This is a genomic window from Phocaeicola sartorii JCM 17136 = DSM 21941 (genome assembly GCF_054653615.1).
Genome location: NZ_BAAIFW010000005.1, coordinates 834,319 through 849,015, shown reverse-complemented (window position 1 = coordinate 849,015; position 14,697 = coordinate 834,319). Strand labels below are relative to the sequence as shown.

At 42.7% G+C, this 14,697-nt stretch carries 8 protein-coding genes; 6 read left to right on the top strand and 2 right to left on the bottom strand.

Features of this window, described 5'->3' with window-relative positions; genetic code table 11:
• Positions 1-51 precede the first annotated feature (51 nt).
• Complete coding sequence (locus ACYQ0C_RS03695; protein ID WP_016278317.1) at positions 52-1,698, bottom strand: RagB/SusD family nutrient uptake outer membrane protein; 1,647 nt, start codon at positions 1,696-1,698, stop codon at positions 52-54.
• 17 nt (positions 1,699-1,715) lie between these two features.
• Positions 1,716-4,973, bottom strand: coding sequence for a SusC/RagA family TonB-linked outer membrane protein (locus ACYQ0C_RS03690; protein ID WP_016278316.1), 3,258 nt, complete (start codon positions 4,971-4,973; stop codon positions 1,716-1,718).
• A 481-nt stretch (positions 4,974-5,454) separates the two neighbouring features.
• Here ACYQ0C_RS03690 and ACYQ0C_RS03685 point away from each other — a divergent pair, with 481 nt between their 5' ends.
• From ACYQ0C_RS03685 to ACYQ0C_RS03660, 6 genes are all read left to right on the top strand, one after another.
• Entirely contained in the window at positions 5,455-6,672 is a 1,218-nt protein-coding gene (locus ACYQ0C_RS03685) for an S-adenosylmethionine:tRNA ribosyltransferase-isomerase (protein WP_016278315.1), read from the top strand.
• A gap of 87 nt (positions 6,673-6,759) precedes the next feature.
• Positions 6,760-8,736, top strand: coding sequence for a class I SAM-dependent DNA methyltransferase (locus ACYQ0C_RS03680; RefSeq protein ID WP_016278314.1), 1,977 nt, complete (start codon positions 6,760-6,762; stop codon positions 8,734-8,736).
• An 11-nt stretch (positions 8,737-8,747) separates the two neighbouring features.
• Complete coding sequence (locus ACYQ0C_RS03675) at positions 8,748-9,947, top strand: restriction endonuclease subunit S (RefSeq protein WP_016278313.1); 1,200 nt, start codon at positions 8,748-8,750, stop codon at positions 9,945-9,947.
• A 21-nt stretch (positions 9,948-9,968) separates the two neighbouring features.
• Positions 9,969-10,370 (top strand): DUF1016 N-terminal domain-containing protein, encoded by a 402-nt coding sequence (locus ACYQ0C_RS03670; RefSeq protein WP_016278312.1) that lies wholly within the window; start codon positions 9,969-9,971, stop codon positions 10,368-10,370.
• On the top strand, positions 10,360-10,566 hold the full coding sequence (locus ACYQ0C_RS03665; RefSeq protein WP_235783142.1) for a PDDEXK nuclease domain-containing protein: 207 nt from the start codon (positions 10,360-10,362) through the stop codon (positions 10,564-10,566). Before ACYQ0C_RS03670 ends, ACYQ0C_RS03665 begins: the two co-directional genes overlap by 11 nt.
• 94 nt (positions 10,567-10,660) lie before the next feature.
• Positions 10,661-14,692 carry a type I restriction endonuclease subunit R gene (locus tag ACYQ0C_RS03660; RefSeq protein ID WP_016278311.1) on the top strand — a complete coding sequence of 1,344 codons (4,032 nt, stop codon included), beginning with the start codon at positions 10,661-10,663 and terminating at the stop codon, positions 14,690-14,692.
• The last annotated feature ends 5 nt before the right edge of the window (positions 14,693-14,697 follow it).

The window sequence follows — 14,697 nt, the reverse complement described above, 5'->3', positions numbered from 1 at the left end:
CCGACCAGCTGTTGCCCTAATAAATTACTTTTGTTTAACTTGATATTTATTTCAATATCCCTCATTTTGGGAATAAAGTCCAGGGACGGCATTCATCTGATCCAAAGGTATAGGATAAAGATATCGTCCGTTCTTTAATTCACTCTTGTCTGTCCCGTCAGGGTTGTTATAATTATCGAACATTCTTGTAATGGCAGACTGCCATTCTCCATACCGGACAAGGTCGAACCAGCGTATCCCCTCACCTGCCAATTCCACACGCCGCTCGCGTTTTATAAACCGCAACGCCTCTGCACTACTGGAAGCTGTTTCCGGATCACAACCGGCACGTTCTCGGATTTTGTTGACATACTCCATCGCTCCTGCCACATTGCCTTCACCTGCCAGTATCTCCGCATACAGCAACATCATATCCTCCAAACGAAGTATGGGAAAGTTCACCGGCCAATCATAATCACCCGCCATTGAATTTTCATCAAAAGACATGCCCAGTTCTGCCAGTTTGTGCTTACTTGGTAAATACTTATAAAACATGGTCTTGGTATATACCTCCACTATCGTACCGTCTTCCAAAGTCACATTATCCCGGTCATTGGTGTATGCTGGATAGTTGGGTTCCTCCTCATAGCCTTCCAAAGTGGTGAAACCTACTCCACGCCCGTCTTTTCCGCCATTAGAGAAAGTTCTTTCGAACTCATACTCCAAAGTCTTTTCCACCCAAATGGAATTTCCAAAAATTCTTTTGCTTGTATACGAAGGGGGAAGCCCCGGACTGAAATTAAAGATGAGATAATTACGGTTCTCATTGGTTCTATGCTGGATTGCAAAGATTGAATATTTATTATAATAATCCGTACTTGGCATCCATTGCTTTCTCCATTCGTCCAAAGTAGGAGCCCAATACTTGTTTCCATTAGAAGCTGAATAATTCAACACATTTTCCAACTGGGTCTTGGCCAGAGTTTTGGCATTTCCATCATTATAGGGTGAACCGGCCAGTGTCATATAAACACGTGCCAGCATTGCTTCAGCGGCCATCTTATCAGCACGTCCCTCGGAGGAGATTGAAGTTCCGGAGGCATTCACCATCCGTTCCTTGTAAGGCAGTTTGTTTTTTGCCTCGGTCAAATCAGGGATGACAACATTCTCTATAATTTCACGTGGAGTGGACTGCCCTATCCCCTTCACCTCGGAAGGAGATACCGGAGTAACGATCAAAGGGACATTTCCCCATAACCGGGCTAGTTCAAAATAACACCATCCCCTCATAAAATGCATTTCGCCCAGAAACTGTTCCTTGATGGCTGTATTGCCGCCAAAGTCACAACCTTCCATTTTCGCCAGTGCTACATTGGCGTCGTAAATGACTTTGTACAAAAGATTCCATACACTGTTGAACATGCCCAAGTCCTCGCCAGCACGAAAAGTACCAATTTCAGCATATTCCCTCAAACCATTGGGCCTAGGCTCCACCCATGCATTGTCGGAACGGCACTCAGACATATACAGGTATACATAATTAGAAATCTGATCAAGATCACCATATACACCTATAACACCCTGTTCCGACTGGGCAGCTGTCTGGTAGAAACTATCGGAGGAAAGCAAGTCGGAAGGAGCTGTCTCTAAAAAATCATCGCAGGAAACGGCGGACAATGCAAGAACGCCCAAACATAATATATTCTTTAACTTAAACATGACTCTGTATTTTTTATTTAGAAATTAACATTGATACCGATTGTGTATATACGCGGAATAGGATAGCCTCCGTAATCCAGCCCTACAGCACTTTGTCCTCCGGGAGAGGAACTGGATGCAGTATTGGCTGCCTCCGGCGAGTAACCTCCATAGTAGTTGTCCCATCTGGCCAGATTCTCAATGGAAACATAGACACGCGCGTATGAGATGAATTTCGGATTAATAGGAATTTTATAACCAAGCGTCAAATTCTTGATACGCAGATAGTCAGACGAATACAGCCATCTGGAATCCAAGGTCGTCCCCGTTGTAGTGCTTAGAATATACGGAGTTTTTCCGTCTCCTTGCTCCGTTTCAGACCACCATGCATTCCGCCAACGTCCCAATACGTTGCTGCTGGCCCCCATACTCGGACGGTCGAAAGCACGCCCGAACACACCGAATATCTTACCACCTGTCTGTGCGGTCAACAGGATGGAAAGATCAAAATTCTTATAACTGAAATTATTGGTCATACCAAACACGTATTTAGGAGTTGGCTGTCCGAGATAGGCCTTGTCATTCGCATCAATATAGCCATTATTGTCAAGGTCTGCATAACGGATGTCCCCCGGCTTGACCGTGCTTCCCTGAAAAGTGACCGGAGTTCCGTTGTGAGCCGCGCTATAAGCGTCAATTTCAGACTGTGTCTTCCAAACACCGATTGCATCATACATATAGAAAGTATTGATAGGTTTACCTACCATCAGCACATTTGAATTCTGCCCGCTGCTAAAGCCCGAATAAACGGGGGTGTCGTCCACGCCCAATGATTTTACAGTATTCTTATTATAAGAGATGTTCAGCGAAGTGCTCCATGAGAAGGCTCCTGTCAGATTTTTTGTATTCAATTCTATTTCAAATCCCTTATTGTCGATATCACCCAAGTTATCCCATACTGTGGAAAAACCGGAAGCACCTGGTACAGGAACCTGGTAAAGCAGATCGGATGTCCGTTTGGTATAATAATCCAATGACAACTGAATGCGATTGTTCGCAAATCCCAAATCAACTGCAAAATCCGTACTTTTGGTCTTTTCCCATCCCAGATCCGGATTGCCTAGAGAGTTGGCTTTGTAACCTGCTTGTCCGGCATAGGTTATAGCTGACAAAGTAGCATAGGCGGCCGTGTTGCTGATATTATTATTACCCGTTTCACCATAGCTTACTCTGAATTTCAAAGAGTTCCACCATGGCAGATTGAGCTTCTTAAAGAAATCCTCATTGGAAACCATCCATCCTGCGGATACTGCGGGGAAGACACCCCATTTGTTATTGGTTCCAAAAATAGAACATCCATCATACCGCAAACTTCCGGAAAACATGTATCTTTCTTTGTAATTGTATTGCAGACGACCAAAAACGGATGCCAGATTCTTCTGAGTTTTTTCTGTAACGGTATTGGTCTTCACGCTTACTTTGGATCCATCAAAAGATCCTTGAATCGCATCATTGGGGAAAGGACCGGAAAAACTTTGATTCGTGGAGAATCCCGTGTTACTTTTTTCCGAGGACGCACCGGCCATGATATTGAAAGCATGTCCCCCTAAATTGAGATCATAGTTTATGACCGCTTGTAACAATGTTTCCCAGGTTCTTTCTGTCAGATGAGACCCCGACGATTTCGCACCTTCTCCTTGCGCCCAGTTACCGGAAGCAGCGGTCATATAATAAGTATTGGCATCTTTGTCATAATATTGTGCGGAACCAGAAAACTCTATACGCAGGTCTTTAACTGGAGTAACCCGAAGGAATGCATTACCGGTCATGCGCATGATACGGTTTTCATTCGTATTGTTTTCCATATAATAAATAGGACTTGAAGCGCTGCCAGCCCAGTTGTATCTAAGATTGCCATTCGCATTGGTCGTATACCCCACTCCTGGCTCCGAAACCGGAGTGGATGTCAATACCTGATGCACTTGGGAGTCCTTGCCATTAGCAAGTCCCGAGCCCTGCTGTACAATATAAGTCGGAGCCAGATTCATACCAACAGTCACGTATTTGTTTATCTTAGATTCCAGATTTGTACGGAAAGAGTAACGTTCATAATTAGTTCCGGTGGCAATACCTTCCTGATCCATATATCCTCCGGAAAAGAGATAGGAGGTATTTTCTGTTCCACCGGAAACACTCAGACTATAATCCTGTACTATCGCATTACGGAAAAATTCATCCTGCCAGTCAAGCAGACACAGCTCCTCCGGATTATTCGTATAAGTATGCGAGCCCTGTATATCCTTGCTCAAATATTTAAACCATCGTTCATCAAAAGCATAGTTGTATGATGCGCTGGTGCCGGCTTGAATTCCGAGATTGGCCAAACGCGTCTCATTACTATCCGCTATGCTGGCATTTGTCACCCCCTTGCTTTTTGCCTGAGCCAAGTAATTGGCGTCCAGCCATTTCAATTTGAACTCCATCCATTCAGTAGAGCTTAACAAGTCCATCTTCTTTTCCTGTTGCTGAACACCGTAACTGGCATTGAATGAGATTTTGGGCTTGCCGCTTTTTCCTGTCTTGGTTGTGACCATTACGACTCCGTTGGAACCACGAGATCCATAAATGGCGGCAGATGCGGCATCTTTTAAGACTTCAATAGATTGAATATCAGACGGATTAATACCGCTTAAGGTTGACATCGGAACACCATCAACCACATATAACGGATCGGAACTAGCATTGACAGAAGCTGCACCACGTACACGAATTTGTAGATCAGCACCCGGTTCACCTGTTGTTGTCCGGACCTGCACACCTGCCAGCTGGCCCTGCAAAGCTGTTTCAGCACGCGCCAACGGACGGTTCTCTATTCCCTTGGAATCCATCTTGGTCACCGCTCCCGTCAGGGTACTCTTCTTAACAGAGCCATAACCGATAACCACAACTTCGTCAAGGGTTTCCGTATCTTCTGTCATGACTATTTTTAGATTATTCTGACCTTTTGTGGGAATATCCAATGTCTCATATCCGACAAAACTAACCTGTAAGACCGCATCGTCCGGTACATTATTCAAGGTGAAATTACCGTCAAAATCAGTAATAGTTCCATTGGTAGTACCTTTGACTAACACACTGGCACCAATAATACATTCTCCATTTTTATCACACACAGTTCCTGAAATATGCTTTCCTTGTGCAAACAATATCATAGTGAACATAACAAGGATGCCGAAAGCGAACATCCTCTGAAAGCCTGGATGCCATTTCACTACAATTTCTTTTAAGTTTTTCATTTCGTAATCAATTAAAGTTAATTTTTATGCAAACAACGCTGCAAATAAAATAACAAAAGTTATACTAAAGAATGTATTTTTGTACAAACACATGGAAAATTGTACATGAAATACGGATTATAGACTGTATCATAAACAATATAGAAAATCAACTAGAAGTCATTCATTATCAAGTACTACAAAGAAAGATTAGATAAAATTCTTAATTTTATTACTAGTTAAGAATAGTTAAAATTATACACATTTCATTTCAAGGTTCATTATTCTTTAAGTTTTTCTTATATATAAGGTTTTGGACGTATTGGAAAGGAAGGAAAAAATTAAAAGAAGATGGTGCTAAATAAAAAATAATCACTACCTTTGTCAAGTTCGATAAGAAGTGTACAAGTACAAGCCAGTCTACATTTTAGTTATAATACACTGGCTTTCAGCGCGTCAAATAAATATCAGTACTTTTGCGCAGAAAAAGATATAGATTCAGATGGAAGATACCAAACATATCAAAATAAGTGAGTTCAACTACCCGCTACCCGATGAACGGATTGCCAAATTCCCCCTCGCCACACGCGATCAGTCCAAACTGTTAGTTTACCGCCACGGCGAAGTGAGCGAAGACGTCTTTACTTCGTTGCCACAATACTTGGAATCCGGAGAACTGATGATATTCAATAATACCAAAGTGATTCAAGCCCGTCTGCATTTCCGTAAAGAAACCGGAGCATTAATAGAAGTATTCTGTCTGGAACCTGTCCAGCCCAATGACTATGTGTTAAACTTCCAGCAAACACGCCAATGCAGCTGGTTATGCATGATAGGCAATCTGAAAAAATGGAAAGAAGGCACGCTGAGCCGTACTGTAGATGTAAAAGGAAAACAAATAGTGCTGTCCGCCACTCGTGGAGAGTGCAGGGGAACCAGTCATTGGATTGATTTCTCATGGGATGATGACACAATCACCTTCGCCGACTTGCTGGAAGTGGTAGGCGAATTGCCCATCCCCCCCTATCTGAACCGTGAGACACAAGAAAGCGACAAGGAAACTTATCAAACGGTTTATTCCAAGATAAAAGGTTCTGTTGCCGCCCCCACCGCAGGGCTTCATTTTACGGAAAGAGTACTGGCAGCGCTGGATGAACGGGGAATCGACCGTGAGGAACTGACTTTACACGTAGGTGCAGGTACTTTCAGGCCCGTAAAAAGTGAAGAGATAGAAGGACATGAAATGCATACGGAATACATTTCTGTAAGCAAGTCTACGATTGAAAAATTAATCGCCCATAATGGAAAAGCTATTGCGGTAGGAACCACTTCGGTACGTACCTTGGAAAGTCTTTATTATATCGGCGTCCTTATCAACCACAACCCCGATGCCACTCAGGACGAATTGCATGTACAGCAATGGATGCCCTACGAAGATAAGAATGAACTGACTCCGGTGGAAGCTCTGCAACAGATTCTGGATTATCTGAACCGGCACGAAATGGAAGCGTTGCATAGCAGTACTCAGATTATCATCGCGCCGGGATATACATACAAAATAGTCAAGAAAATGGTCACTAATTTCCATCAGCCGCAAAGTACATTGCTGCTATTGGTTTCCGCCTTTGTGAAAGGAAACTGGCGGAAGATTTATGACTATGCACTGGGCCATTATTTTAGGTTTCTGAGCTACGGAGACAGTTCACTGCTGATACCCTAAGACTTCATCACGGATAGATACTGTACAACAAGAGTTCATTGTCGAAATTTAGTCTTATCAGTAAAAACAAACAACAGAAAACTCAATATGACAGCAGAAGAATTAGGTCAAATGATATGGAACGTGAAGGAACTCCTTCGCAATGTATATGACAATAAGGACGTAGAGGATGTAATCCTTCCGTTCACTCTCCTTCGCCGTCTGGACTGCGTACTTGTAGGTTCAGAAAACCTTGTGGCAGCCAACATGAAGCAACTTGAAGAACTGGGTCAGACCTCACAAGAAGATATCGACAATATGATGCCGATGCTCATGGATGCTGCCGGCTACAAATTCTACAATACGAGCGGTCTGTCACTCTCTAAGTTGATAACAGTTCCCGCCGACCTGACGAATAACTTCAAGACCTATCTTGAAGGTTTTAGTCCGAACATCCGTGAAATTCTGAAAAACTTCACCGGTAAAGGTGAAAATGCGAGTCTGAGCGATATTTTTTTAAACCTTGCCCGCAAGAATCTTCTGCTTCAAGTAACTAAAGCTTTTGTGCTGGACATCGACCTCAGTCCCGACAAAGTAGACAACCACATGATGGGCACTGTTTTCGAAATTGTCATTCGTTACGCAAAAGAATCTGTAGGTATCGGTGCCGGTCAATTCTATACTCCTCGTGACATCGTCCGCTTGATGACGGAGATTACCTTGCTCGGCCAAGAAGATAAGATTTACCAGGATGGGAAGATAATCTCTGTGTATGACCCCTGCTGTGGTACGGGTGGCATCTTGACGTTGACCAAAGATACTATAGAGGAAACGGCAAAAGAGCGTAGAGTGGATGTAACCGTCAACCTATTTGGTCAGGAGTTAAATGACAAAACATACGCACTCTGCAAGAGTGATATTATCATGAAGGGAGACGAAGCAAAGGGTATCGCTGTAGGTGACACGCTTCTCGTCGATGAGTTCCGCGACCAAAAATTCAACTTTATGCTGGCGAACCCTCCATACGGTGTAGACTGGAAACGTGAATACGATTCTGTTTCTGCCGAAGCGGAAGATAAAAGCAGTCGCTTTGCTCCGGGACTGCCCGACAAGAGCGATGGTCAGTTACTCTTCACCTTGCACATGCTTCATAAGATGGACCCCAAAGGCAGCCGCGTAGGCATTCTCTCTAATGGTTCACCATTATTTAACGGTGGTGCAGGTTCCGGTTGGAGCAATATTCGCAAGCACATGCTTGATAATGATTTACTTGATGCTATCATTGCTTTACCCGGCGGTTTATTCTATGGCACAGGTATCGCTACCTACCTTTGGATATTTGATAACAAGAAGCCCGAAAGCCACAAGAATAAAGTGCTACTGATAAATGCAGCTAAAGACGAGTACGTCCAGCCCATGCGCAAGAATCTCGGTATGAAAAATGTCTTGGTCAGCGATTACGGTCGAAGTGAAATATGTCGTATCTACCATGATTTTGAGACTTGCGACAACGCAAAACTCATGGATAAGGATGATTTCTTCTACACTTATATTACCGTTGAGCGCCCTCTCCGCCTTACATACAAGGATGTAAAGACGAAGTATACTACGCTCGATAAAAAGAAGCAGAGCGAAGCTTTGGCAAACATCGTTGCGTTGGACAATATTGATACAGAACGCACCGATGCTGAATTCTTTGCTTACTTGGAGTCGAAGAAGGTAAAGACTACCGCAAAACTTATCAAAGATTGTCGCACCTTCTTTGGTGAAGTATCTGAAACCGCTCCCGAGGTTCATGTCATACCACTTGATGATAGCAGCGACTTAGTTGCTGACACTAATTTACGTGACTATGAGTCGATTCCATTCAAGACGGATATTCAAGAGTATTTTCAAAACGAAGTTCTTCGCTTTGCTCCTGACGCATGGATGGATAGAGAAAAAGACAAGATAGGTTGCGAGTTCCCTATTTCAAAACTGTTTTATGAATATCAGCCGCTACGCTCAGTAGAGGATATCCTTGCGGATATTCGAGCACTTGAAGAAGAGGAGGAACAGGAATTATCTTCATTGTTGAATGATTAAAAAGATAGGTAATGGAACAGTACGATAATTATAAGGATAGTGATATCGCTTGGTTGGAAAATGTACCTAATCATTGGGATATTGCACCATACAAGCGAGCTGTTATAATAAAAAACGGCAAAGATTATAAGGATGTTCAAGTAAATGAAGGAGGTTTTCCTGTAATAGGATCAGGCGGCGAATTTGCCAAAGCGAGTAACTATCTTTATGATGGCGAGGTAATTTTGATGGGACGAAAGGGAACTATCAATAAACCTTTATATTTTAAAGGAAAGTTTTGGTCTGTCGACACGATGTTTTACTGCATACCTCGTAAAGCTGTATGTGGCAAATATATATACTATCAAGCAACAATATTTCCATTTAACTTATATTCAACATCAACTGCACTGCCCAGTATGACACAATCGGATTTATGTAATAATCCCATTGTACTCCCACCATTAGCAGAACAGCAGCAAATTGCCTCCTACCTCGATACCAAGACGGAGAAAATTGACAAGATGATTGCTAAGGCAAAAAAGAAAATAGAATATCTTGGTAAACTTAAACAATCAGTTATCACTCGTGCCGTGACACGAGGACTGAATCCCAATGCACCACTAAAAAATAGTGAAGTAAAGTGGATTGGCGATATTCCTATACACTGGGACATCGCCTGTTTACGTTTCTTCTTAAAACTTATAAACGGACGTGCGTATTCACAAAACGAATTGCTACCAAGTGGAAAATACAAGGTACTTCGTGTTGGAAACTTCTTCACAAATGATTCGTGGTACTATTCAAATATGGAACTAGGACCCGACAAGTATTGTGATAAGGATGATTTACTATATGCTTGGTCAGCTTCTGTTGGCCCATATATTTGGAATGAAGCAAAAACTATATATCATTACCATATATGGAAAGTGCAACTGGCCACATCAATGGATAAAATGTATTCATATTATTTATTAAGAGCAGTGACAAATCAAAAAATGGGCGATATGCATGGAAGTACAATGATGCACATTACAATGAGTGATATGAATAAAACAAAGATTCCAATACCTCCTATTTCCGAACAACAACAAATCGCCACCTACCTTGACATAAAATGTTCAAAGATTGACCACATTATTGCTACCCAAAAGAAAAAAATTGCTTACCTTCAAGAACTGAAACAAAGCCTTATCACCAATGTAGTGACAGGCAAGATAAAAGTAAGCTGATACATTATAGAATATAAGACCATGAAAGCAAGCAATAACAAGGAAGAAGAAACTCATTTCGTAAAGCGAGATAAATTTGCCATAACCGCAGAATATAAGCAATGGTTTGCCGATATCAAATCTCGTTTGCGAAACAGTCAGATAAAAGCAGCCATCAAAGTAAACAGTACACTGCTGGAGTTCTATCGGAACTTAGGTCGTAACATTGTAAAGATGAAAGCGGAACAAGCATGGGGAAGTATTGTTTTGCAACAGCTTAGCTTTGATTTTCGAGATGAGTTTCCTGATATGAAAGGATTGTCATACACCAACTTGCGATATGTGGCACAGTGGTTCAGATTCTATACAAACGATAAGGAGGCAATTTGCCAACAACTTGTTGGCGAATTATCTATGCCACAAAAATTCGCTCTTGTGCCCTAGGGACATCACGGCAGCAGACCGTCTTTTGAAAGATGACAATGACAACCCCAGTATAGGACTGCTGGTATGCAAGTCGAAAAACGAGACCGTGGTTAAATGGGCTTTTGAAGGCATCGACCGACCACAGGGAATAGCAACCTATGAGCTTGATGAAGTACTGAAAAAAAACACTGGCAGAGAAACTGCCAAGTATTGAAAACATAGAAAATGCAATAGAAGAGTAAATTGTGCAGAAACACTGCACTGTTATACACGAGCTTTGCTATCATAAAACGAAAATAGGAACCGATATGTTTGGACTACTAAACGAAACTCTCTTTGAGAAACACATGGCAGAATATCTTGCAGAAAGCAAGATGTACAATCAGCGTACACCAAAGGATTTCAATATTCAAAAGTTGGTGGACTCAGATATGCTTTTACAGTTCTTACGCGAGCAACCTATGTGGCAGAAACTTATCAATCAAGGCTTCGCTAACGAACAAGACGCACTAAACATTGTGATTGAAACCATCAACACGAAAATTAACCGTGGTGAGAGTTTACTGTCACTGTTGAAGAACGGCTTCATGCTGCAAGGCCGACGCATCCGGTTAGCAGCTTTCAAACCGGAAATGACTCTTGATGCTGCTGCTGACTACCTCTACCAGAAAAATATCTTCAGCGTGGTTCGCCAGATGAAGTACAGCACCCTAGGTTTCGATAAAAATAATGAACTTGACCTCTGTATCTTGTTAAATGGTCTGCCTATCATTACCCTGGAGCTGAAGAACGAAGCTACCGGTCAGACTGTGGTGAACGCCATGCACCAATATCAGACCAACCGTCATCCGCAGAACCGTATGCTTCGCACCTGTCTAGTGCACTTCGCCATGGATAACAACCGAGTGATGATGACCACCAAGCTGGCCGGCGATAACACACAGTTCCTACCATTCAACAAAGAAACGGTAAATCCACAAGTAGAGGGAGATTATCCAACCTGCTATATGTGGAAAGAGGTGCTGCAAGCTGATTCTTTACTAAATCTCATTCAGCATTTCATTAAACGCATTACACCTAAGAAGGGTGAAGCGTTCTATATATTTCCCCGTTATCACCAGTTGCGTTGCGTACGCAACATCATTAGCGACGTGCGCGAGAAAGGCGTAGGTCAAACCTATCTCGTGCATCACTCTGCAGGTTCAGGCAAAACAAAGAGCATGTCATGGCTGGCCTTCCAACTGGCAAACCTTCAGAATATAGACAACACTCCAGTATTCGATTCGGTTATCATGATTACCGACCGCATTGTGCTCGACCGGAACATTGCCGATGAAATAAAAGGAATGGAAGAAGTAGCCGGTACTGTAAAAGACATCCGCAAAGGTTCACGTAATCTGGCAAAGGCATTAGCAGAAGGCGGTCACCGCATCATCATCTCCACTGAACAAAAGTTCAGCTTTGCATTACCTAAGTTGAAGGAGGCTGCCGGTTCACACTTCGCTGTCATCATAGACGAAGCGCATACAGCCTTTGGCAAGCAAGCATCGCACGATGTACGTCAAGTTCTCACCGACAAGAGTGAGCTTCGCGAAACGGTAGAAGAGTTCGGTATTGAGAGCCGTGAAGCCGAGAACAATATGCAAGACCAAATGTTGGCCGAACTGCAAGCTGCCCGCAGCATCAATAGCGGTCATATCAGTTACTTTGCTTTCACAGCCACACCAAAGTCACAGACTTTTGCACTCTATGGCCGTAACGGAAAGGCATTCGACACCTATTCCATGAAACAAGCCATCGAGGAAGGCTTTATCCTTGACGTGCTGAAAAACTATACTACCTTCCAGACCATGTTTGAACTGGTAAGTAAGGTAGATATTCCTGAAGACACACCAGAATACGAAAAGCAGAACGCACTCCGTTTGATGATGCAATATGTGAACCAGCACCCATACGTCATCAACTACAAAGCCAATATGGTGGTAGACTACTTCATGCAACACTCTGCCCAAAAAATGAAAGGGCAAGCAAAAGCCATTGTCGTGACTTCCAGCCGCGCCAACGCCATATTGTTCCACCAAGCCATCACACGCCGATTGAAAGAGAAATACAATGGTGATGTAAAAGCACTTGTGGCATTCAGTGGTGAAGTAGAAATCAATGGCAACAAATATACTGAGGAAAAAATAAACGGCTTCGGAATCAAAGATAATGGTATTGCCATTGAATTCAAACAGCCCAACCAAAAATTTTTAGTCGTAGCTGACAAATTCCAGACAGGATTCGACCAGCCTTTACTCCATACCATGTTTGTAGACAGGAAATTAGGCGGTGTGCAGTGCATCCAAACACTAAGTCGTTTGAACCGCTGCCATCCCGACAAGCAAGATACCCTGATTATCGACTTCGTAAACAAACACGAGGACATAAAGGCAGCGTTCGAAGACTATTATGATGCCACATGGTTGCAAGGAAACTATGATCCATCGAACATCTATGAATATAAGAACGACATCGAGCGCAGGAAACTCTTTACACAGAGCGATGTAGATAAAGTTGTAACCTTATTGCTTTGCGAAGACGAACAGCAGATAGCCGGTATTCCATCTATCTTAGGACAACTGGTAAACGAATATGTAAAGCCGTTACCTGAGGAAGAACAGGAACTCATCCGCAAAGAGGTGAATCGTTACATCCGCCAGTACGGATTGCTTGCTCAGCTAATGAAATTCCTTGACCCTGACTTGGAACGTTTCTACATGTTCTGCAAGCTCTACTACAAATATCTGCCTTATACCAAGGAGACTTTGCCACTGGACATTTTGGAAAAGATTGACCTCGACAAGTATCGTATTCAATTAGCAGAACAGGGCTGTATCACATTAGAGGGAGAAGGTGGCAAACTGACACCTCCAAATACTGCCGGCATTAGCGGTGAGGAGAAGGAGTTTGACAATCTCGATCATCTCATCCACATGATAAATGAGCCTTATGAAGGTTTCCTCAACGAAAATGACCAAATAATCCTTGAGTTGCTGCGTCAGTTGAGAAATGACCCAAACTTGAAGCAAGCATTCAGCGCAGAAAACTCCCACTCCAGCCTGTTGAAGATGGTAGAAAAGGAGTTCAACAAAAAAGTCGCGACACAGTTAGGCAAGTATATTAATTTGAAGAAACTGCTCAATAGCAATCAAGCTTTCAATGAAGAATTCTTAAATATGCTGGTAACCTTCCTGGGGCAAAGCTTCCATACAAGTAAGGTGCTTGAATATAATGAGGAGTTGCTTAAGGATGTGATGTTTGAGAAACTTGAAGACACTTTCAGTGAACTCTGCGGACATGGCTATCGTGAACTTGAAGAAGTGCTCGATTGTCTTTTCGCCATCTTGAAAACCCATACAGTGAAGAACTTGGATGGTCTGAACACCATAATTCCAAATCAATTGAACAAGTTCTATCGTGGCGAGAACGAGCCGGTAGACTTAAAAGTAATATTCGGAGCATTGTTGCCTAAGTACGAGGCATTCCTCCTCAAACTGTATTACCTAAAAGAGGGAGAACAATTTGTGCCTGCAAGCGGTGTAGCTGGTTGGGTAGCTATCGTAAAGACTTTCCATGAAATAAATAAACTCTACTACAATCATGGCAAAAATCCGAAGTTGAACACTTTTGAAACCTACTACAAGTGTATTTCAAAGTGGAGAAACGAGAACGTTCACCTTGCTCCGGAACTAGCCGATGCAGAGGTCGCTCCAGCCATCCACATGGTGGTTAGCATGTACATCTATGCCGTGATGGTCAGCATTACAGAGCTAGAGATGGCAGGTTGCGAACTTGACAATTCGGGAGTTACTGTTCCTGATGTATGTCCTTCCGCTCCTATAATCCCTTATAAAATGACTACAATGGCTGATCTTGGCAGAGATGATTCTAAAGACCAAAAGGTAGCGGAGCGTCCTATTGACAAAATGAACGAGGAAGAAAAGATAGACCTCTTGAAGCGCAGTATTCTGAAAGCACAAAGTTACACTCCGCTATTTACCAAAAAACGTCATTGGATATCAATTTACAAGATGGCAGCGCACAAGAACATCATCATCGATGGCGACTACACATACTTTATACAGCGTATCGGACTGATGGAACTAAAAAATATGCCTGATGGTTTATCCGCCAACTATCTGGCCCATATGGACAAAGGCGTTTTCGCTGATGACCTCAGTGAATGGGTAAGTACCGGTTTAAGCGGTATGAAACTATCTGAGTTCACAGATATCAAAGAAACTGCAGAGAAATTCGGCGAAATCATCAATGAGATTAGCCATAAGGAACAAGTCTGAAAACT

What these genes read in the sequence shown, in the direction of transcription:
- ACYQ0C_RS03685 (WP_016278315.1), top strand. Translation starts at nt 5,455, where the DNA reads ATGGAAGATACCAAACATATCAAAATAAGTGAGTTCAACTACCCGCTA.
- ACYQ0C_RS03660 (WP_016278311.1), top strand. Translation starts at nt 10,661, where the DNA reads ATGTTTGGACTACTAAACGAAACTCTCTTTGAGAAACACATGGCAGAA.
- ACYQ0C_RS03695 (WP_016278317.1), bottom strand. Translation starts at nt 1,698, where the DNA reads ATGTTTAAGTTAAAGAATATATTATGTTTGGGCGTTCTTGCATTGTCC.
- ACYQ0C_RS03690 (WP_016278316.1), bottom strand. Translation starts at nt 4,973, where the DNA reads ATGAAAAACTTAAAAGAAATTGTAGTGAAATGGCATCCAGGCTTTCAG.
- ACYQ0C_RS03680 (WP_016278314.1), top strand. Translation starts at nt 6,760, where the DNA reads ATGACAGCAGAAGAATTAGGTCAAATGATATGGAACGTGAAGGAACTC.
- ACYQ0C_RS03670 (WP_016278312.1), top strand. Translation starts at nt 9,969, where the DNA reads ATGAAAGCAAGCAATAACAAGGAAGAAGAAACTCATTTCGTAAAGCGA.
- ACYQ0C_RS03675 (WP_016278313.1), top strand. Translation starts at nt 8,748, where the DNA reads ATGGAACAGTACGATAATTATAAGGATAGTGATATCGCTTGGTTGGAA.